Source organism: Gordonia sp. SGD-V-85 (genome assembly GCF_001456905.1).
Lineage (GTDB): Bacteria > Actinomycetota > Actinomycetes > Mycobacteriales > Mycobacteriaceae > Gordonia > Gordonia hongkongensis.
The window spans coordinates 36,219-56,488 of record NZ_LNQO01000025.1 but is presented as its reverse complement, the minus strand read 5'-3'; the positions used below and the strand labels follow the sequence as shown (position 1 = coordinate 56,488).

Annotated in this window: 23 protein-coding genes; 8 read left to right on the top strand and 15 right to left on the bottom strand. The window is 66.6% G+C overall.

Features of this window, described 5'->3' with window-relative positions; translation table 11 throughout:
• Positions 1-36: 36 nt before the first annotated feature.
• From AS181_RS21685 to AS181_RS21675, 3 genes are read right to left on the bottom strand one after another with little or no spacing between them, the layout of a single operon-like run.
• Positions 37-1,215 carry a thiolase domain-containing protein gene (locus tag AS181_RS21685; RefSeq protein ID WP_058253563.1) on the bottom strand — a complete coding sequence of 393 codons (1,179 nt, stop codon included), beginning with the start codon at positions 1,213-1,215 and terminating at the stop codon, positions 37-39.
• Positions 1,216-1,221: 6 nt separating this feature from the next.
• Entirely contained in the window at positions 1,222-2,265 is a 1,044-nt protein-coding gene (locus AS181_RS21680) for a thiolase domain-containing protein (RefSeq protein WP_058253562.1), read from the bottom strand.
• Complete coding sequence (locus AS181_RS21675) at positions 2,265-3,296, bottom strand: OB-fold nucleic acid binding domain-containing protein (protein WP_058253577.1); 1,032 nt, start codon at positions 3,294-3,296, stop codon at positions 2,265-2,267. The genes AS181_RS21680 and AS181_RS21675 overlap by 1 nt, the downstream gene beginning before the upstream one ends.
• A gap of 91 nt (positions 3,297-3,387) precedes the next feature.
• On the opposite strand from AS181_RS21675, the gene AS181_RS21670 reads away from it, so the two are divergent.
• From AS181_RS21670 to AS181_RS25500, 3 genes are all read left to right on the top strand, one after another.
• On the top strand, positions 3,388-4,425 hold the full coding sequence (locus tag AS181_RS21670) for an LLM class F420-dependent oxidoreductase (protein ID WP_058253561.1): 1,038 nt from the start codon (positions 3,388-3,390) through the stop codon (positions 4,423-4,425).
• 235 nt (positions 4,426-4,660) lie between these two features.
• Positions 4,661-5,053 carry a PAS domain-containing protein gene (locus AS181_RS25505; RefSeq protein WP_231742643.1) on the top strand — a complete coding sequence of 131 codons (393 nt, stop codon included), beginning with the start codon at positions 4,661-4,663 and terminating at the stop codon, positions 5,051-5,053.
• Positions 5,050-5,289 carry an ANTAR domain-containing protein gene (locus tag AS181_RS25500; protein WP_231742642.1) on the top strand — a complete coding sequence of 80 codons (240 nt, stop codon included), beginning with the start codon at positions 5,050-5,052 and terminating at the stop codon, positions 5,287-5,289. The genes AS181_RS25505 and AS181_RS25500 overlap by 4 nt, the downstream gene beginning before the upstream one ends.
• 47 nt (positions 5,290-5,336) lie before the next feature.
• On the opposite strand, the gene AS181_RS21660 is transcribed toward AS181_RS25500, so the two are convergent.
• Positions 5,337-6,158, bottom strand: a complete 822-nt coding sequence (locus AS181_RS21660; protein ID WP_058253560.1) for a crotonase/enoyl-CoA hydratase family protein — start codon at positions 6,156-6,158, stop codon at positions 5,337-5,339.
• A gap of 101 nt (positions 6,159-6,259) precedes the next feature.
• On the opposite strand from AS181_RS21660, the gene AS181_RS21655 reads away from it, so the two are divergent.
• Together AS181_RS21655 and AS181_RS21650 are read left to right on the top strand one after the other, a co-directional pair.
• Positions 6,260-7,885, top strand: coding sequence for an acyl-CoA synthetase (locus tag AS181_RS21655; protein WP_058253559.1), 1,626 nt, complete (start codon positions 6,260-6,262; stop codon positions 7,883-7,885).
• Between the two features lie 22 nt (positions 7,886-7,907).
• The gene (locus tag AS181_RS21650; RefSeq protein WP_058253558.1) at positions 7,908-9,047 is read left to right on the top strand and encodes an NAD(P)H-dependent flavin oxidoreductase; all 1,140 of its coding nucleotides are present in this window, start codon (positions 7,908-7,910) and stop codon (positions 9,045-9,047) included.
• A 60-nt stretch (positions 9,048-9,107) separates the two neighbouring features.
• Here the strand turns inward: AS181_RS21650 and AS181_RS21645 are convergent, their stop codons facing one another.
• The 11 genes from AS181_RS21645 to AS181_RS21605 form a co-directional block, all read right to left on the bottom strand.
• The gene (locus AS181_RS21645) at positions 9,108-9,860 is read right to left on the bottom strand and encodes a DUF1275 family protein (protein ID WP_058253557.1); all 753 of its coding nucleotides are present in this window, start codon (positions 9,858-9,860) and stop codon (positions 9,108-9,110) included.
• A gap of 481 nt (positions 9,861-10,341) precedes the next feature.
• Positions 10,342-10,938 carry a hypothetical protein gene (locus AS181_RS21640; RefSeq protein WP_058253576.1) on the bottom strand — a complete coding sequence of 199 codons (597 nt, stop codon included), beginning with the start codon at positions 10,936-10,938 and terminating at the stop codon, positions 10,342-10,344.
• Positions 10,939-11,079: 141 nt separating this feature from the next.
• Entirely contained in the window at positions 11,080-11,286 is a 207-nt protein-coding gene (locus tag AS181_RS21635; RefSeq protein ID WP_058253556.1) for a hypothetical protein, read from the bottom strand.
• A gap of 50 nt (positions 11,287-11,336) precedes the next feature.
• On the bottom strand, positions 11,337-11,627 hold the full coding sequence (locus AS181_RS21630; RefSeq protein WP_058253555.1) for a hypothetical protein: 291 nt from the start codon (positions 11,625-11,627) through the stop codon (positions 11,337-11,339).
• Positions 11,614-11,955 (bottom strand): hypothetical protein, encoded by a 342-nt coding sequence (locus tag AS181_RS25010; protein ID WP_068972596.1) that lies wholly within the window; start codon positions 11,953-11,955, stop codon positions 11,614-11,616. The genes AS181_RS21630 and AS181_RS25010 overlap by 14 nt, the downstream gene beginning before the upstream one ends.
• Entirely contained in the window at positions 11,952-12,224 is a 273-nt protein-coding gene (locus tag AS181_RS25005) for a hypothetical protein (protein ID WP_139114248.1), read from the bottom strand. Before AS181_RS25005 ends, AS181_RS25010 begins: the two co-directional genes overlap by 4 nt.
• 52 nt (positions 12,225-12,276) lie before the next feature.
• The gene (locus AS181_RS21625) at positions 12,277-13,653 is read right to left on the bottom strand and encodes a hypothetical protein (protein ID WP_058253554.1); all 1,377 of its coding nucleotides are present in this window, start codon (positions 13,651-13,653) and stop codon (positions 12,277-12,279) included.
• 1 nt (position 13,654) lies between these two features.
• Positions 13,655-14,065: a hypothetical protein gene (locus AS181_RS21620; RefSeq protein WP_058253553.1), complete on the bottom strand. Its 411-nt coding sequence runs from the start codon at positions 14,063-14,065 to the stop codon at positions 13,655-13,657.
• 178 nt (positions 14,066-14,243) lie between these two features.
• A complete protein-coding gene (locus tag AS181_RS21615; RefSeq protein WP_058253552.1) occupies positions 14,244-15,776 on the bottom strand; it encodes a long-chain-fatty-acid--CoA ligase in 1,533 nt (510 codons plus the stop codon).
• On the bottom strand, positions 15,773-16,897 hold the full coding sequence (locus AS181_RS21610; RefSeq protein ID WP_058253551.1) for an acyl-CoA dehydrogenase family protein: 1,125 nt from the start codon (positions 16,895-16,897) through the stop codon (positions 15,773-15,775). The genes AS181_RS21615 and AS181_RS21610 overlap by 4 nt, the downstream gene beginning before the upstream one ends.
• A gap of 24 nt (positions 16,898-16,921) precedes the next feature.
• A complete protein-coding gene (locus tag AS181_RS21605; RefSeq protein ID WP_058253575.1) occupies positions 16,922-18,124 on the bottom strand; it encodes an acyl-CoA dehydrogenase family protein in 1,203 nt (400 codons plus the stop codon).
• 147 nt (positions 18,125-18,271) lie between these two features.
• On the opposite strand from AS181_RS21605, the gene AS181_RS21600 reads away from it, so the two are divergent.
• The 3 genes from AS181_RS21600 (at position 18,272) to AS181_RS21590 (ending at position 20,268) form a co-directional block, all read left to right on the top strand.
• Positions 18,272-18,466 carry a ferredoxin gene (locus AS181_RS21600; protein ID WP_004022043.1) on the top strand — a complete coding sequence of 65 codons (195 nt, stop codon included), beginning with the start codon at positions 18,272-18,274 and terminating at the stop codon, positions 18,464-18,466.
• 82 nt (positions 18,467-18,548) lie between these two features.
• Positions 18,549-19,439: a 3-oxoacyl-ACP reductase gene (locus AS181_RS21595; protein ID WP_058253550.1), complete on the top strand. Its 891-nt coding sequence runs from the start codon at positions 18,549-18,551 to the stop codon at positions 19,437-19,439.
• 64 nt (positions 19,440-19,503) lie between these two features.
• The gene (locus tag AS181_RS21590; protein ID WP_004022041.1) at positions 19,504-20,268 is read left to right on the top strand and encodes an MlaE family ABC transporter permease; all 765 of its coding nucleotides are present in this window, start codon (positions 19,504-19,506) and stop codon (positions 20,266-20,268) included.
• Positions 20,269-20,270: the final 2 nt, after the last annotated feature.

The window sequence follows — 20,270 nt, the reverse complement described above, 5'->3', positions numbered from 1 at the left end:
GCGCACATATGGCGCATGAATGCCACGAAGTTCCGCTCAGTGCAGGGGCTTGTCGGCGCCGACGAGCCACATCGAGAAGTACTGCGAGCCACCGCCATAGGCGTGGCCCAGTGCCTTCCGGGCGTCCGGGACCTGGTGGTCTCCGGCTTTGCCCATGACCTGGATGGCGGCCTCGGCGAACCGGATCATGCCCGACGCCCCGATCGGGTTCGACGACAACACACCGCCGGACGCGTTGAGCGGGATGCGCCCGCCGATCTCGGTGTCGCCGGATTCGGTGAGCTTCCACCCCTCGCCCTCGGCCACGAATCCCAGGTTCTCCAGCCACATCGGCTCGAACCAGGAGAAGGGCACGTAGATCTCGGCGGCGTCGATCTCCTCCAGCGGGTTGCTGATGCCGCCGGCCTTCCACAACGCGGCCGCGGCATCGCGACCGGCCTGCGGGCTGACGACGTTGCGGTGCGCGTAGGACAGCGGCTCGGTGCGCATCGCGGTGGCATGGATCCACGCCACCGGATCGCCTGCGGCGATCGCGGCATCGGCGACATCCTCGCTGCCGATGACGACCGCGCAGGCCCCGTCCGACGACGGGCAGGTCTCGTCGTAACGGATCGGGTCCCAGAGCATCTGCGAGCTCATGACCTTCTCGACCGTCTGATCCGGTTGGTGCAGGTGCGCAAGCGGATTCAGCGCGCCGTTACGGCGATCCTTGGCGGCGACCATCGCCCCGATGTGCTCGGGCGCGCCGGACTGCCGGATGTAGGCGCGCACGTGCGGGGCGAAGAAGCCACCCGCGCCGGCGCCCACCGGCTTGGTGAACGGCACCGGGATCGACAGCGCCCACATCGCGTTGGACTCGGACTGCTTCTCCCAGGCGACGGCCAGGACCCGCTTGTGCACGCCCGCGAAGACCAGCGACGCGGCCACATTGGCCGTCGAACCGCCGACCGAACCCGCGGTGTGTACGCGGATGAGGCGTTTGCCGACAGCGCCGATGGCCTCGGCCATCGCGAGCTCCGGCATCATCGACCCCTCGAAGAGGTCCGGGGCCTTGCCGATGACGATCGCGTCGATGTCGTCGAGCGAGACCTTGGAGTCGATCAGCGCGGCGTCGATGGCCTCGCGGACCATGCCCGCCATCGTGACGTCGGATCGCTTCGCGACGTACCGTGTCTGCCCGGTGCCCAGCACCGCGGCACGATTGTTGTGTCCCATCAGTTCTCAGGCCCCCTCGTTGTTCTGGGCGCTCAGGGTGACCACCATGTTCTGTTGCAGCAGCGGGCCGCTCGAGGCGTGGGCGACCGCGGTGCCGGCGTTGCCGCCGAGGATCTCGTTGGCCGCGTACCCGATCCGCTGCAGACCCGCGGAGAACAGCGAGTTGCCGGCCAGCGAACCGCCGGACGGATTGATCCGCACCGAGTCGGGGAGTCCGAGCGCGTTGCGGACGATGATCTCCTGGTGCGTGTACGACGCGTTGATCTCGGCGACGTCGACCGCGCGGCTGCGGTCGCCGAAGGCGGTGTCGCCGGCCAGCTTCGTCGACGGTGAGACGGTGAGATCGCGTGCCCCGAAGTTGGGTGTGTCGATGCGGTGATCCCACCCGGTGACGAAGGCAGGGTTGGCCACCAGCTCGCGGGCCTTGCGCTCGCTGGCGATGACGACCGCTGCGGCGGCATCGGTGTACGGCGCGATGTCGTGCTGTCGCAGCGGGTTCGCGACGTACTCACGACCGAGCAGCTCGTCGACGGAACCGCCGAAGGTCCGAGCACCGACCGCGGCCATGTCGGCCTCGGTCCACACGCCCGCGTCGAGGCCGGCGCGAGCCTGCAGGGCGCCGAGCGACCGGGCATCCGGATGCAGCGGGGCGACGGTGTACGGATCGGTCTGCAGGGTGAGCGTCTGGTCGGCGTTGCCCGCGGTGGCCTTGCCGAATCCGTAGGCGAGGGCGAGATCGACCTCGCCCGTCGCGATCTTCACCCACGCCTCGTACAGCGCCCAGGCGCCGTCCATCTCGACGTGGGACTCGTTGATCGGCGGCATCGCACCGATCGAGTCGATTGCGGAGATGAACGAGAATGCCCGTCCGGCAAGGTAATCGGAGGAACCGCTGCACCAGAACTCGATGTCGGTGCGGGCGATGCCGAGTTCGGCATAGAGCTTGTCGAAGCAGGGGATCAGCATCTCGACGCCGTTGGTGGTGCCGTGGGAGCCGGCGATGTTCGGGCTGTGCGCGAAGCCGATGATCGCGATCGGTGGCAGTGTCATCAGAGGTGGTCCTTATAGGTCTCGTACTCGGCGTCGGGCTCTCCGGTGGGCGCGAAGTGGCTGATGTTGCCGATCGAGTACTCCCATTCGTCCTCGGGGAGCCAGACGGCCTTGACGCGCATGCCCATCCGGACCTCAGAGGCCTCGCAGTCCAGGATCAGGTGCAGGAACGGGATGTTCGCCCCGTCGAGGAGCACGTAGGCCGCCACGTAGGGCGGCTTGATCCGCTGTCCCTGGAAGGGCACGTTGACGATGCAGAACGTGGTGACGATGCCGGTGTGGGCCAACTCGACGCGCTCGGATGCGGGTGAACCGTCGGCGGGGCTGACGCCGCGGGGCGGGAAGTACACGCGCCCGGCATCGACTCCCGAACCGATGCGGGTGCCGATCAGCTTGCCCGCCTTCAGTCCTTCGAGGTACACGGACTCTTCCTCGTTGGCCGAGTGCGTGATCGCGGTGCTGACCGGGGTGGGGATGACGAGCAGCCCCGCCTCCGCGCCCTGGGGGGCGTCGGCGGTGTTGGCCGGAGCGGTGGCGGGTTTCTCGCCGGGGGCGAAGTACGCGATGTCGTCGATCCGGCCGATGCGCGCGGCGCCGAAGACGGCGTGGACCCGCAGGCCGGTCGACAGGTCGTCGGGCGAGTCGGTCGAAACCGCGTGCAGCAGTGTGGTGTCCGCGCCGTCGAGACGGATCAGCGCCCACGCGAACGGCGTGTCCAACGGTTGGCCCGGCACTGGCTCGGGGTTCCACGTCCACGTGGTCACCGTGCCGACGGTCGACACCTCGACGAACTCGGCGGACTGGGTGCCGGTGACGGGGTCGAACTCGACCGGGGGAACCGACACCTTGCCGTCGCTGCCCTTGGACCCGATGATCCGGCCATCGCGCAACGCGAGCGCGAACTGGCTCAGGACCGGGCCCAGCGACCGTGTGTAGTCGAAGGAGTTGGTCAGGGGAGCGGTCAGGATGGGGGACTTCGGCTCGGGCACCTCGGCGACGGGATTCGGGGCGGCCGGAGACGTTACGCTCATGCTCACATCTCGAGTAGAACACGTTCTAGTATTGGGCACAAGATGCATGTCAGGCCGTGGGAAGCGCGGCCCGGCGAGAAGGGGAGTGGTTGTGAAGCTCGGTCTGCAACTGGGGTACTGGGGTGCCGATCCGATTCGCGAAGCGCCGGAGTTGATCGCCACCGCGGAGGAATGCGGGTTCGACGCGGTCTTCACCGCCGAGTCGTGGGGCTCCGACGCGTACACGCCGCTCGCCTGGTGGGGCGCGGCGACCTCGCGCATCCGTCTGGGCACGGCGGTGGCCCAGCTGTCGGCGCGGCCGCCGACCTCCCTCGCCATGCACGCGCTGACCCTCGACCATCTCTCCGGCGGCCGGCACATCGTCGGACTCGGGGTGTCGGGTCCGCAGGTGGTGGAGGGCTGGTACGGCGAACCGTTCGCAAAACCGTTGGCACGCACCCGCGAATACGTGCGCGTCGTGCGGGACGTGCTGGCCCGAGAGGACAAGGTGACCAGCGCGGGTCCGCACTATCCGCTGCCGTACCCGGGCGACGCACCCGGGGCGACCGGACTCGGAAAACCACTCAAGCCGATCACTCATCCGCTTCGCGCCGACGTCCCGATCTGGCTGGGTGCCGAGGGCCCGAAGAACGTCGCGCAGACCGCAGAGATCGCCGACGGCTGGCTCGCCATCTTCTTCAGCCTGGGCCTCGCCGACCAGTACAACTCGTGGCTCGACGAGGGGTTCGCCCGGCCGGGGGCACGGCGTTCCCGGGACGACTTCGAGGTGGCCGCGACGGTTCAGGTCGTCATCACCGACGATGTGTCCGCGGCCATCGATCGCTACCGGCCGTCGACGGCGCTCTACGTCGGCGGAATGGGCGCCAAGGAGAAGAACTTCCATGCCGAGCTGTACAAGCGGATGGGTTACGCCGACGCCGTCGACGAGATCGTGAGCCTGTTCCTCAGCGGCAAGAAGGCCGAGGCGATCGCCGCAGTGCCCGACGAGATGGTCCGCGAGACGATGCTCGTCGGCACGGCCGACGAGGTGCGCTCTCAGATCAAGGAGTGGGAGGCGGCCGGCGTCACCATGCTCATGGTCACCGCCCGCGACACCGAGACGATCCGGGAACTCGCGACGTTGGTGTGACGACGCACCCGGTGTCGGCGTGTGCCCGACGGGACACGGTATCGGTGATCCGCCGCGTGCGACCGTCGTCGACGACTTCCCAACTGCAGAACCTGCGGCCGTGCATGCCGATCGAACATAGAATTTCTCGCGTGCAGCCAAGTGATCACGGCCCCGTTGCGGAGACGCCGACCACGGACGGGATGGCCTCCCGGCGGGTCGGCAGACCGGCCGGTCCGGCCGGATGCCGTCGGGCATGCAACGTATCGGCGGCTTCCGCTTCTTCTACGAGGGCGAGAAGTGGGAATGGTCCGATGAGGTCGCCGCCCTGCACGGTTATGCGCCGGGGGAGGTCGAACCGACCACCGAACTCATGCGCCGCCACAAGCACCCCGACGATCGAGCCCACTTCGACGCCGTGCTGGCCGAGATGCTCACCAATCACGCGCCGTTCTCGAGTCGGCACCGCATCGTCGACACGTCCGGGCGGGTCCGACCGGTCGCGGTCATCGCGCATTCCATCACCGACGCCACGGGGCGGGCCATCGGCACCGAGGGCTTCTACCTCGACCTGACCGACGCCGAGATGGCCGTGGTGCAACGGCGGGCGACGACCAGGTACGAGCCTTCCGCGACAGCAGCGGCGTGATCGAGCAGGCCAAGGGCATGCTCATGCTGGTCTACGGAGTCAACGCCGACCGGGCGTTCGACATGCTCAGGTGGCGCTCACAGCAGGAGAACGTGAAGATCCGCGACGTCGCCGCAGCCCTCGTCGACGAGATCCAGGCGGGCATGACCATCGAAGAGCATCATCGTCGGCGTCTCGACGAGATCGTGCTGCGCCCACGTAGGTCGTCGGAGGATACGTCGGACGCCGTCTGCTGACCGGGGGCGTCGCGGAAGTCGCTGCGCGGCGCGACCGCCCGGTGCCGCTACTCCCCGGTGAACTCCGGCGTGCGCTTCTCCGCGAACGCGCGGGGTCCGACCTTCGCATCCTTCGACTTGAAGACCGAGATGCCGATCTTCGCATCGATCTCGAAGGCGTCGAGTTCGTGTAGGCCCTCGGTGTCGCGGATGGTCTTGAGGATGCCCTGCACCGCGAGCGGACCGTTGGCCGCGATTTTCCCGGCGAGTTCGAGTGCCTTGTCGAGAGCGGTCCCGTCGTCGACGACATGGCCGATCAGTCCGTATTCGAGCGCCTCGCGCGCGGTGATGTGGCGGCCGGTCAGCAGGATGTCGCACGCCACGGTGTACGGGATCTGCCGGACGAGGCGAACCGCGCTGCCACCCATCGGGTACAGGCCCCAACGGGCCTCGGAGACACCGAACTTCGCGCTCTCGCCGGCGACCCGGATGTCGGTGCCCTGCAGGATCTCGGTACCGCCGGCGATGGCGGGTCCCTCCACTGCGGCGATGAGCGGCTTGGTGAGACGGCGTCCCTTCAGCAGGGCCGGCAACGAGGCCGGATTCCACGCACCGGAGTCGACGGTGTCGCCGGGAGCGTTCTTGTTCATGCTCTTCAGGTCGGCGCCCGCGCAGAAGTACCCGCCGGCGCCGGTGAGGATGGCCACCCGGATGTCGGGATCGGCATCGACCTGGTCCCACGCCTCGGTCATGATCCGCATCATCTCCGTCGACAGCGCATTGCGCGCCTCCGGTCGGTTCATCGTCACGATCAGGATGTGCCCGCGCTTCTCGACGAGGCACTCGGGTGCCTTTTCGGTGACGGACTCGGCGGGGGTTGCTGTGGTCATCGCTGCACTCCGGTGTCGCTGTGCTCGGGTGGTGATCAGGTGATGGCGGCGGGCGCGTATTGCCGCTTGCCCAGAACGATAACACGTTCTAATTTTGAACCATGGCCTACACAATCGCCGACCTCATCGAGCATGCCGTCGACCTTGTTCCCGAGCGCGTCGCGCTCGAGTCGGGCGACCGCTTGCGCTCCTACGCCGACCTGGAGGCGCGTGCCAACGCCCTCGCCCACAAACTCCGGGAACTGGGCGTACAACCGGGCGACCGAGTGGGTCTGTACAGCAGGAACACCATCGAGTCGGTCGAGGCGATGGTCGCCATCTTCAAGGCTCGCGCGGTGATGGTCAACGTCAACTACCGCTACGTCGAAGCCGAGTTGGAACACATCTTCACCGACTCCGGGATGAAGGTGCTGATCCACGAGCGGAGCTTCGCCGGTCGCGTGTGCAACACGTTGCCGAAAGCGCCCGATCTCGAGTACCGCGTCGTCATCGAGGACGGGTCGGACGAGGACCTGTGCTGCGCGGGCCACAGCGATGCGATCTGTTTCGAGGAGGCGATCGCGGTGTCGTCGACCGAACGCGACTTCGAGGAACGCAGCGACGACGACCTGTACATGCTCTACACCGGCGGCACCACCGGGAAGCCGAAGGGCGTGGTGTGGCGGCAGGAAGACGTGTGGCGCGTCCTCGGTGGTGGAATCGACTGGTACACCAGCGAACCCGTACCCGACGAGTGGCATCTTGCCAAGACCGGTGCCGAGGGCGGACAGCTCGTCCGGTACCCGATTCCGCCGTTCATTCACGGCGGCTCGCAGTGGGCGATCTTCCAGTCCCTCTTCGCCGGCGGAAAAGCGGTGGTGTACCCCGAGTTCAGCGGATCGTCGGCGTGGGACATCGTCGAACGACACAAGGTCAACGTCGTGTTCATCACCGGAGATGCGATGGGGCGCCCCATGATCGAGGCGCTGGAGAGCGGTGGGGACCGTGACCTGTCGAGCGTGCTGTCGATCGCGTCGTCGGCCTGCCTGTTCTCACCGAGCGTCAAGGAACAGTTCCTCGACCGGTTCCCGAATTCGGTCATCATCGACGCGATCGGATCGTCGGAGACCGGCTTCGGCGGGATGGGCGTCGTTGCGAAGGACACGCCGCACACCGGCGGTCCGCGGGTGAAGGCCGACAAGGAGACCCACGTCTTGCGGGAGGACGGTACGCCGGTCGAGCCGGGCAGCGGCGAGGTCGGTGTGCTGGCGCGATCCGGCCACGTACCGCTGCGCTACCACAACGACCCGGAGAAGTCGGCGAAGACGTTCAAGGTCTTCGACGGCGTGCGCTACTCGCTGCCCGGCGACAACGCCGTCCTCGAGGCCGACGGCACGATCACCATGCTCGGCCGTGGGTCGGTGTCGATCAACACCGGCGGCGAGAAGGTCTTCCCCGAGGAGGTGGAGGGGGCGCTCAAGGCCCACCCGGACGTGTTCGACACCGTCGTGGTGGGTGTGGCCGATGACCGGTGGGGTCAGCGCGTCGCGGCAGTCATCGCGACTCGGGACGGTGCGCGCCCGTCGCTCACGAGTCTCAACGACGTTGTCCGAAAAGAGTTGGCGGGCTACAAGTGTCCGCGCAGCGTGTGGTTCGTGGACGAGATCAAGCGTTCTCCCGCAGGCAAACCCGACTATCGATGGGGAGCGTCGGTCACCACCGAACGTCCCGCCGACGAGGCGCAGTAGAGCGCCGAAAGGGAGCTGAAACATGCGTACTGAACTGGTCGAGAAGTTCGGCATCGAGTATCCGATCTTCGGATTCACCCCCAGCCAGGACGTGGCGGCGGCGATCAGCCGGGCCGGTGGCCTCGGTGTCCTGGGTTGTGTCCGCTTCAACGAGGCCGAGGAGCTCGACGAAGTCCTGGAGTGGATGCACGAGAACACCGACGGCAAACCGTTCGGCGTCGATGTGGTGATGCCCGCCAAGATCCCGACCGAGGGCTCGAAGATGGACCTCGACTCGATGATCCCGCCGGAGCACCGCGCGTTCGTCGAACGCACGCTCGACGATCTGGGTGTGCCCCCGCTCCCGGGTGGAGACCGGGTCGACGCCGGGGTGCTCGGCTGGTTGCACTCGGTCGCGCGCTCGCATGTCGACGTCGCGATGGAGCATCGTCGTAAGTACGGACAGATCAAGCTGATCGCCAACGCACTCGGCTCGCCGCCGGCCGACGTCATCCAGACCGCGCACGACAACGGCGTCCTGGTCGCCGCGCTCGCGGGCGCGAAAGAGCATGCGCTGCATCACGTCGAGGCGGGCGTCGACATCGTCATCGCCCAGGGCTACGAGGGCGGCGGGCACACCGGTGAGGTCACCTCGATGATCCTGTGGCCGGATCTCGTCGACGCGGTCGGTGACACCGCGCCGGTCCTCGCGGCCGGTGGCGTGGGCAGTGGCCGCCAGATCGCCGCGGCGATCGCGCTCGGTGCGCAGGGCGTGTGGATGGGCACGTACTGGCTGACGGCGGCGGAGTACAAGCTCGGCGTGCCGGAGGGTTCCGACAAGCCGTCGACTGTCCAGCAGGCACTGCTGAAGGCGACGTCGCGGGACACCGTGCGCCGCCGCATCTACTCGGGAAAGCCTGCGCGACTGCTGAAGACGGCCTGGACCGATGCCTGGGACGCCGAGTCCGCGCCCGAACCGTTGCCGATGCCGCTGCAGAACCTGCTCGTCGCCGAGGCGCACGCACGGATCTCACAGGCCGACAATCCCGATGTCGTCGCGATGCCGGCCGGTCAGATCGTCGGACGCTGCAACGCGATCACGCCCGTCGCCGACCTCATCGCCGACCTCGTCAGCGAGTACGAGGAGGCCGTCGGCCGGATGAACAAGACGCTGGGCGGCTGACCGGCCTGTCTCAGGACGCTCCCGAGTCGACGCGACCGGCCGCCGACGCGGCTACTCATGTCAGCGGACGTCGGCACGCAAGAACTTGGGATGATCCAGACGCCAGGTGATCGCCGCGGCGACCACCGCGACCACGGCCAGGGTCAGTAGCGAGTTCCGTTCGTCGAAGGCGTTGAACAGCAGGCCGCCGAATCCTGCGCCGGCGAGGAATCCCGCGTAGGTGCTCAGGTGAGCGACCCATCCCCATCGCTTGGCGCCGGACACGTGCAACCCGGCGCCCTGGCCAATTTTCACCAGGGTGCCGGTCACGTAGGACAGAGGCATGACGACCTCGCCCTTGCGGCTGATCGAGGTGTTGAGTGCGCCGAGACCGAAGGCCAGGCAAAGGACCGGGCCGGCGCCGAATTCTCGGTTGCCGTTGTCGAGGTTGATGTCGATCAGCCACGCGGCGATCGTCGAGCCCGCGGTCAGCATTGTCGCCCCGTGCCGGGCCTTGCGCCAGACGTACATCCTGGCCAGGGTGGCCACGGACACGCCGAGAACGAACACCACCACGGTGAGCAGAGCGGTGAAGCCGAGCTGATGAGCCCCCTTGACGTGTTCGAGCACCAGTCGCTCGCTGTTGCCCGTCATGAAGGTCACGTACCACCCGGAGGAGTACAGCCACGCCGCGGCGCCGGTGGCGCCGGCCAACGCGGCGAGGACGGCGGCGAGAATCATTTCCCGCCCGTCGTAGAAGGGGCCCAGCAGCTCCTTGCGGGTTGACTGTCTGCGGGAGTCGGATTCGGGTGCGGTGCGTTCGGCTACGGTCATCGGTCGGCTCCAGTCCCGTCGATAGGGCTGTGGTCGTGATCGGCTTTCGAACGGGGAGTGCGTCCCGGCGGCATCGGCGGTCTGTCCCGTCGGGGAAGCCCGAATTGAGCGGTTCCCTATCTCCCAGAGCACCGGAAGTCGGCCGTCGGCGCCACGTGAGTCCGACCACATGCGGGACCAGCCGGGCAATCGGTCACCAATCGGCCCGTCGCCGGAACCAACGCGTCGGCACTACCGTTGCGTCGTGGCCGCCAGTCGTCTTGATCCCGCGGCAGCGGCCACCCCGCGCTGGTTGAGCCGGCTGGCTGGTGCCCGCGCGGTCGGCCACCCCCCGCTGGATGAGCCGGCAGGCTGGTGCCCGCGCGGTCGGCCACCCCCCCGCTGGTTGAGCCGGCACCGAGCGGAGCGAGGAGCCGAGTCGAAGCCACTGGGTGACCGGGCGAGTGTCCCCGACGGCAACGGCCTCGCCGCTTGGCTCAGGCTAGGGCGAGGTGTACTCGGCCCACAGGTCGTCGACGATGTCGGCGACGTCTGGCGGGAGGCAGCTGGCGTCGGAGCACGGCCCCTGCGGCATGGGGGTCGGTGCGATCAGGGTGCCGACTTCGGCGGGAAGTGTCAGCCGCGTGGTTCGTGCGGTCGACGGCTTTCCGGTCGGGCCAAGCGTGCCCCACTGTTCGATGCCGTCGAACCCCGGTACCGTCGTGCATCCCCAGTACAGGTCGTAGGCGCCGTCGGGCAGGACGGTGGACCCACTCGGGCCCTCGTCGGTGAACACCTCGAGCGCCACGGTGCGCGTGCCGCCCGGCGCGATCAGTGCGCGCGGGTCGACCGGGTTGACGTATCCGAAGGGTGGTCGCGAATCGCTGTCGGCCACAGACCCGGCCGGGAGTCCGAACATCTTGCACCCGATCACCGCCGTGGACCGGTTCGTGACGGTCACGGTGACCGAGTTGCCCGACACCGAGGGTGTGATCGTCACGTCGTTCGGTACGGCGTTCGCGATCGTGGGGGAGAGGAGTGCGGCGGTTGCACATCCGAGTGCGATGCCCAGGGTGCGGAGCAGGTACCTACCGGTCATGGTGTCCAGCCTCTCGTCGGGCGTACCGGTGCCAGTCTCACCCATTCGGAGCGCATCCACCACCAATGGACAGAACCCTCATCGTCCCGGCGGGCGCAGGTGTCGAACCGAGGGGGTTTGTGAGGCGGCGGTGTCGCTTCCTCAGGCGCTGGCGTACACGAGCAAACCCGCGAGAACCAGTACGTAAGTCAGGCTGCCGGCCACTAGGCCGGTGCCGATCTGGCGGGATGTGCCGGTGACGAGCATTGCCGCGCCGAGGACAAAGAGAAACAGAAACAGGAAGACGTTGGCGACCCACACGAACAGAAACGTGCACGGTGCCGCTACCAGCGTAAAGATCACTGTCATCGGAGTCGCGGGTCCGAAGAATCGGTTGTCGGGTGGCTCATCGCACGGGTTCACAGCCAACCCCCGTAGGGAATGACGGCCACACTCATGGTCACGGTGGCCGTCGTGATCGTGATAACCCAGCTGCGCGCAGCGGGACGTTTGACGATGGCGACGACACACGCGGTGGCTAGCGAGATCGTTACGAGGACGGGGAGAACGCGTGACGTGTCGGAGTTGAGCGCAGCGAGAAAGATCGCGACTGGCAGAAGCAACGACACGAGTGTCTGTGCCGCGTAGCTCAATTGGGTTGGCTTGAAAGATTCTCCGCCCACAGAGGCGACTTCGTCAGTCACTTCCATGTGACGTTTCTGGGTTGGGCGGAGCCGACAAAGACGATGTCGTGGACGGGCCGTCGCCAGTCTTGACGTAGTCGAAGAGTATCAGGATGCCAAGTGCGGCAACGAAGGTGAGGTACGCGACAGTAATCCCGGTACCGACTTGACGAGCCACCCCCCGATTCGCCATGAGCGCAATGCCGACGAATACGAACACGATATTGAGCAATATTCCGATCACCCACAGGTAATTCACCGCAATCAAAGCGAGGGTGATCGCGGCAACGCAGATGTAGGGCGTGATCGGTCCGAAGAATCGGTTGGCCGATTGGCGGTCGTCGCGATTTGTCACATCACACCAGTTATGAGGTAGACGGGCACCGCGGCCGCAACGACCACGCCTCCCCACGAGCGGGTGCGACGAGGTAGGGCAAGGGCGCATCCGATCAGCAACGTCGTCGTGGCCAGCACCAAGGCTATTACTACTCGGTTATCGGCGAATAGGAACGGAATGCCGAAACTCGAACATAGGATGGCAACGACGGTTGCCGTTTGGGCAGCGAAGACGCGTTGACCAGCCTGGTCGCCGGGTGGTGCGTTGCTGCTTGATTCGTTGGTCATGGACGCCGTCCTCATTTTTTTTGCGGTATCTGTCAATAACTCGTTTGAATGGTCATTTGGCCTGATTGACCCTAGGAGGGTCGTCCGCACCGCCGAACTCGGTCATCTCGTCGATGGGGTGGGGCGGTGGGCCGTAGACGACAGACCCGGCGTCCTTGGGGAATCGAGATAGATCTGAGGTGTATTGCCCATAATGATGCTGAGAGGGGAGGTCGCGCAGTGGCCCGTATTCCGTATGATCGCCAGCGTCGTCCTGGAACATTATTCGAGTACGACCGTCAGGCATGTACTGGTACGTCTCCATCGAGGGAAAGTCCGTTCTTTCACCCGATACGCTGGCACCGTCGGCGCCCGGCGTGACAATGGTCTGGCCCCGTACACTCCAACCGATGTCCTCTGTATGAGGTGGCGCCAGGGGATCGGACGCGTCATATTTGATTGCCACGGTACCGTCGTGCAGTTGGCTCGCATGGACGGAAGGTGTTCCGGTCTTGACGTTGCCATTCTCATCGACCGAAGGGTTTTGCCGTGCCACGATCACGCCGTTCTCGTAATCGATGAAGTATGAGACGCGAGCGTCTTCTGGAGCGAAGTTCGGATCGAACCCGCGGGCGTCGCCGAGATTCCTCTTGAGTTCGAACTCGGAGAAGTTTAGCCCTGACACTACGCGCTCGGAGGGAATGAACAGCCCCGTGGCAACGACGCCCTGCCCGGGTACAGGATTGATCTTGATCACGCTGACAACCGGTGGGGCCCCTTTGTTCTTCGGATTGTAACTATGCGGGTCCAACGCGGCGGCCATCCGCCAGTCATTCTCACCAACCGGGACTCGACCGTAGACTTCGCGGAACGCGTCCACTTGGTTCGTCACCCGTGTCATCGAACCGCTTGATGTGGCGATTGACGCCGGTGTTATTCCGCTCAGCGCAGCCAAAGCGGAGTTGACTGCTGCGCTCGTGTCGCTCACCGCCTGGTCCGCAGCTATACCGAGATTGCGCAAGGCGATCTGGTGCTGAAAGGCGACATTTTCGTCGTACTCGGTGTCGGGTGGAGCTTTCGCTGCCTCGAAGGCCACCTCGTACTCGCGGCTTCCCCTATTCAGCACATAACCCTGGGACTCTGATGACGTTGTCCCGTTCTCGAGGGCGGTGACTGCTCCTTCGATGGAAAACGCGCCGCGGTTCATCGCATCGGCGAGATCGCCGTATTCGTCCGCGACGCCGCGGAGCCAGCGTGTGATGGCCTCCGCTCGGTCATCGGCTGGTCCTCTGGCCTTACCCGTCCACTCCGCACCCGTCAGGTTGAGGACTGGGTTTCCAGCCTTGGGTGCCTCGGCGTCGAGACGAGCCTTCATAGCGAAGAGTCCATTGGCGATGAACCGGAGTTGATCAGGCGTCCATGCCGTGACCTCGTTGTAGCTCGGCGGCATGCTACCGCGGTCCCCTCTCCGTGACGCCCAGGAGAATTTCGAGCGGAACTGGGTGGTCCGTCAGTGGGCCGGTCCTCGAAGGGAAGGCGATCGCGCTCGAAATGCGGTTTGCTCCGGATTGATCAGTGTCGACGGTGGTGTCGCGGGCGTTGATCACCAACTCAGCAAAAGCAGAGATTGCCTTCGAAGCATTCGACATCGACGTCTTGATCTGCGAATCACCGGAGCTCGCGATATCGCTCATGTCGTCGGTCGCGCCTCGGAAGGAGCCGGCGAGGCCGCCGAACGTCTGGGTCGCGTAGGTGGTCCCCAGTCCTGCACTGAGGTGCAACCCCCCGATGTTCGAAGCGCACTGTTGGATCTCCATAGCGGCTGTGACCAGCGCTGCCGGATCTACGGTCAGATCTGCCATCGTCTCCCCCCGAGAGTGTGCGTAGAAGCTAGCACGATCAGCGCATACCAGAACTGTGCGCTGTCAACGTAGTGCGTGACGATCGCGAACGCGGAACGCCGTCCACAGGGGGCAGCAGATCCGTATGACGTTGTGCCCGGAAACCGGGCACAACGTCATACGGATCGTGGGAGGGAGCCTACGTCGCGGCGCGGTAGACCCGACCGTCCCGAACCCACGTCGGTGGGGTGGCATCGGAAGCCAGGAGGCGTTTGACGGTCTTGAAGGTCGCGGTCTCGGGGAGTTCGTCGACGAGCCGCACCCGGTGCGGCCACTGTTTCGGGCCGAGATCTTCTTGCGCGGAGAGGAACTGGCTCAAGTCGTCGGCCGTGAGCACGTCGGCGACGAGGACCGCCTCGATCTCGTCACCGATCTCGACCGGCACGCCGTGCACCGCGACCTGCCGTATCGCCGGGTGACGCAGCAGGATTCGCTCGATGGGGCCGGTGCCGATGTTCTCGCCGTCGACGCGCAACCAGTCGCCGAGACGTCCGGCGAAGTGCAGGTAACCGGCGTCGTCGACCCAGGCGAGGTCGCCGGTGTGGTAGATCCCGCCGCGCATGCGGTCCGCGGTGGCGTCGGGATCGTTGTGGTAGCCGGCGAAAAGGCCGGGCCCTGAGAGGTTCACGATCTCACCGACCACGCCGGCCGGAACGGGCTCGGCGGTGTCGACGTCGACGACCGCGGTCGGTTCGCGCAGTGGGCCCAGGGCATCATCGGGTGTGTCAGGGGTGCGCGTGATGGCCACGCCGCCCTCGGTGGATCCGAATCCGTCGACGACGGGGCAGCCGAAGCGTTCGGAGAACCGGAGCCGATCGCGGGCAGATGCCTCGTTGCCGTACATGATCCGCAGTGGACTCGCCGCGTCGTCGGGGCGCGGATCGGTCGCGAGGATGTAGTGCATCGGTTTGCCGACGTAGTTGGCATACGTCACGCCGTACCGGTGGACGTCGTCGACGAACCCACGCGCGGAGAAGCTGCGCCGCAACGCGATCGACGCCCCGCCCGCCACCGCGACGCACCACCCGGCGATCATCGCGTTCGAATGGAACATCGGCATCGAGAGATACGCGACATCGTTCGGCCCGATATCGAAGCGATCGGCCAGCATCGGACCGCTGGTCGCGAAGGTCCGGTGCGTACACCGCACGGCCTTCGGGTCGCCGGTCGTCCCCGACGTGAAGATCAGCATCAACAGGTCGTCCGGCGACGCATCGGCAAGGGGTGCCGGCTCACCCGCGATCACCGCGGCCGCCCATTCGGGCGAATCGACATCGACGACGCGGGTTCCGCCCAGGTCGAGGCCGTCCAGCAGATGCCGGGTGTCGTCGCCGCACAGCACGATCTGGCATTCGGCACGGGCGATGTCGGCGGCGAGTGCGTCGCCGCGGCGGGTGGTGTTCAGGCCGACCAGCACGAATCCGTGACGTGCCGCCGCGGCGAAGAGCGCGCTGAACACCGGCGTATTCGGCAGCAGCACGCCCACGTGACGCGGGCGGTCATCCGACAACCGGCCGCGCAACACCCCGGCCAGCAACGCCGCATCGGCGAGATGATCGGTCCAGGAGCGAAATCCGTCTTCGAACCAGACCCCGCGGTCGTCGATCTCGATCAGCGGAGCGAGCAGATCGGCGACCGTCGAGGCTTGCGTCGCCGCGACCGGTCGGTTCACGCCGGCGTGGCGGCCAGTTCGGCTCCGATGGCCCGCACCGAGGCGGTCGCGGAACCGAATGCGAACTCGTTGTGCTTGGCGCGCAGGAAGTAACGATGGACCGGGTGACTGGTGTCGAGGCCGACACCACCGTGCACATGTACGGCAGTGTGCGCCACCCGGTGCCCGGCCTCGGCGGCCCAGAACTTGGCGGTGGCGACCGCATTCTGCAGTTCCGGGGTGTGGCCGGTCGAATGGTCGAGCAACCAGGCCGCCTGCGTCGTCGTGAGTGCCAGCCCCTGGGCATCGATGTACCCGTCGGCGAGACGTTGGGCGACCGCCTGGAACGACCCGATGGCGCGGCCGAATTGCTCGCGATCGCGGGCGTACTCGGCGGTGAGCTCGAGGCCGCGTTCGACGACGCCGGTCTGTTCGGCGCAGCAGGCCAGGGTCGCACGCGCGATGAGCCTCGCGGCCGTGTCGGCGCCGCCGTCGAGAACGGCGTCGTCGGACACCGGCGTGCCGTCGAATTCGACCTGCGCCGACGGGATCAGCCCGGTGGCGGGGGTCGGGGTGACGACGACGCCCGGGGCATCGGCGGCCACGACCACCGCGACGACACCGTCGGGTCCGGACGCGGTGACCACGAACATGTCCGCGGCCTCGGCGTAGGGGACGTCGACCTTCACGCCGGTCAGGCCACCGTCGGACGAGAAGGTGGTTGCGGGCGAGGTGAAGTCGGTGGCCAGGTCCTCCTCGACCGCGACCGTGAGCACCGAGTCGCCGGTGGCCCCGGACCCGAGGATCCGCTCCCGGAGTGCCGACGAGCCGTGCGTGGCGATCACCGGAAGGGCGGCGATCGCGTGCGGACCGAACGGTACGCGGGCCAGCACGCGGCCGAGTTCGGTTGCCACGAGCGCATTCTCGACGATCCCGAGGTCGCCGCCGGCATCCCCGGCGGTCTCGGAGGACAACTCGAGGCCCAGGAGTCCGGCGCCGCCGAGTTCGCGCCACAGGTCCGCGTCGAGCGCGGCACGAGCCGTCTCCAGTTCGGCGACCCGCTCGGGGGTGCTGATCGACGTCGCGATGTCGCGGGCCAGCCCGCGGACGTCGGCGCCGGATTCGGGAAGTGAGAAATCCATGTTGGGAACCCTTTTCGGTGGGGATCAGCGACGCTGGTGCGGCAGGCCGAGGGCGAGCATCGCGATGATGTCGCGCTGGATCTCGTTGGTGCCGCCGCCGAACGTGAGGATCAGCGACGTGCGCTGGAACCGCTCCAGGCGACCGTTCAGGTGCGCGCCGGTGCTTCCGGTCCGCAGCGTCGCGGCCGGTCCGACGACCTCCATGAGGAGTCGGTAGGCCTCGGTGGCGAACTCCGTGCCGTAGACCTTCGTCGCGGAGGCGTCGGCCGGGCTCGGCGATCCGCCGGAACTCGCGACCGAGGCGATCTTCCAGTTGATCAGCTTGAGGAACTCGACCTTGGCGTGGACGCGGGCCAGGTTCTGCTGCACCCATGGGGCGTCGATCACCCGATGACCGTCACCGGTCTTGGTCTGCTGAGCCCACGCGATCGTCTCGCGCAGGGCGGTCTGGATCGGCGCCGCGCTGCAGAGCGCGACCCGCTCGTGGTTGAGCTGGTTGGTGACCAGCGGCCACCCGCCGCCCTCCTCGCCGACGATCGACGACGTGGGGACCCGGACGTCCTGGTAGTAGGTCGCGCTGGTGTCCACCCCCGACATGGTGTGCACCGGCGTGTAACTGAAGCCCTCGGCGGTGGTGGGCACGATGAGCATCGAGATGCCCTTGTGCTTCTTGCCGCCCGGTTCCAGCGTCGACGGATCGGTGCGACAGGCCAACCAGATGTAGTCGGCGTAGGCGACCAGACTGGTCCACATCTTCTGGCCGTTGATGACGTAGTCGTCGCCGTCGCGGACCGCGGTGGTCCGCAGTGCGGCGAGGTCGGTGCCGGCGCCCGGCTCGGAGTACCCGATGGAGAAGTGCAGTTTGCCCGCCGCGATCCGGGGGAGGAAGTACGCCTTCTGCTCGTCCGACCCATAGTTCATGATCGTCGGCGCCACCGAGTTGATGGTGAGGAACGGGACGGGAGCACCCGCGATCGCAGCCTCGTCGGTGAAGATCAGCTGGTCCATCATCGACCTGTTCTGGCCACCGAACTCGGTGGGCCAGCCCAGGGCGAGCCAGCCGTCGGCGCCCATCTGCGCGACGACGTCACGGTACGCGTCGCCCTCGCCGAGTTCACCGTCGCCGCCGGACAGAGCGGCACGACGTTCCTCGGTCATGAGGCCGGAGAAGTAGTCGCGGAGTTCTCTGCGGAGCTCGGCTTGTTGGTCGGTATAGGCGATGCGCATCGACACTCCAAGGGGTGGATCGGCTAGCGTCCGGTCCCGGCTTATGGTCAAGTTGACAGGCGAAGTGCTCGTGCACTTCTGAAACACGTTCTAACCTGTTCTCACAGCCCAGTCAACAGGTGACCCATCGATGAGGAGACGGTTCCGATGCGTATCAAGGCAGATTTCGACCTCTGCGAGTCCAACGCCATCTGTGTCGGGATGGCGCCGGACTTCTTCGACCTGGATGACAACGACTACCTGGTGATTCTTCAAGAGGACATCCCGGCGGACCGCGTCGAGGAACTTCGTCAGGTCGCCGCCAACTGCCCGAAGTCGGCGCTGTCGGTGGTCGAGGACTGACCCCGGCGAAAATGCGGTTCGGTTCCATCCGTTCGTGAATCATGCTAGAACAGGTTCTAGTTTTAGCTCAGGAGGATGTCGGGTGGGTTACTCGTTGGACGGTCTCGTCGCGGTCGTCACCGGTGCAGGTGCAGGTCTCGGTCGCGCGGAGGCCATCGGATTGGCTGCCGAGGGGGCAACGGTCGTCGTGAACGACCTCCCCGCGGCGCTCGAACAGAGCGACGTGATCGACACGATCACGACCGCAGGCGGCCGAGCTGTCGCGGTGGCCGGCGACATCGGCGACTCGGCCACCGCCACCGCCATCATGACGACGGCGACCGACCAACTCGGCTCGCTCGACATCGTCCTGAACAACGCGGGCGTGGTGCGCGACAAGATGCTGTTCAACATGACCGACGACGAGTGGGACCTGGTGATCCGCGTGCATCTGCGCGGTCACTTCCTGCTCACCCGCAACGCCGCGTCGCACTGGCGCGCCGCATCGAAGGCGGCGGGCGGTCCGGTCTACGGCCGGATCATCAACACCGCGTCGGAGGCCGGTCTGCTCGGTCCCGAGGGGCAGGCCAACTACGGGGCGGCGAAGGCGGGTATCACCGCGCTGACGCTGTCGGCATCTCGAGCTCTCAAGCGATACGGCGTGCGTGCCAATGCGATCTGCCCGCGGGCGCGGACGGCGATGACCGCCGCGGTGTTCGGCGACGCGCCCACCGACGGGGTGGATCCCCTCGACCCCGAACACGTCGTGCGGCTGGTGTCCTATCTCGCCGGTCCCGACTCCGACGCGGTCACCGGTCAGGTGTTCGTCGTCTACGGTCCCAAGGTCACGCTGATGGCTGCGCCGACCGTCGACGAGGTCTTCGTGGCCGAGGGCGACGCGTGGGCGGCGGAGGACCTCGCGAAGACCCTGACAGGCCACTTCGCCGACCGCGATCCGGGACGCACATTCTCGGCAAGTGCTCTGGTCAACTGACCAAATCGGCTCGATTGTGCGTGATAGGTTTCGCGATGGTGCGAGGGTGAAGGGGGGGCTGGCGGTGCTGAGTAAACTGGCCACACCCTTGAGCGGGATCGGGGATTTCGTTGCGCTCGGGGTCGAGTCGACGCGCGAGTTGTTCCACCGTCCGTTCCAGTGGCGGGAGACCGTCGAACAGTCCTGGGCGATCGCCCGCGTGTCGATGGTGCCGACGCTCCTGGTCGCCATCCCGTTCACGGTTCTCGTCAGCTTCACGCTGAACATCCTGTTGCGCGAGATCGGCGCACAGGACCTGTCGGGTGCGGGTGCCGCGCTGGGCACGGTCACCCAGATCGGCCCGATCGTCACCGTGCTGATCGTCGCCGGGGCGGGCGCCACCGCGATCTGTGCGGATCTCGGCGCCCGGACCATCCGCGAAGAGATCGACGCCATGAAGGTGCTCGGCATCAACCCGATCCACCGTCTGGTGGTGCCGCGCATCGTGGCCTCCACCGGCGTGGCGCTGCTCCTCAACAGTCTCGTGTGCACCATCGGCATCGGCGGCGGGTTCATCTTCTCCGTCTACCTCCAGGACGTGAATCCCGGTGCATTCGTGGCCAACCTGACACTGCTCACCGGGTTCGGCGAGCTGATGATCTCCATGGTCAAGGCGGCTCTGTTCGGTCTGTTCGCCGGCATGGTCGGCTGTTACCAGGGCCTCAACGTCAAGGGTGGCGCGAAGGGCGTCGGCGATGCCGTGAACGAGACCGTCGTGTATTCGTTCATGGCGCTGTTCGTCGTCAACGTCGTCGTCACCGCCGTCGGTCTCAAGGCAACGGCGGGCTGAGC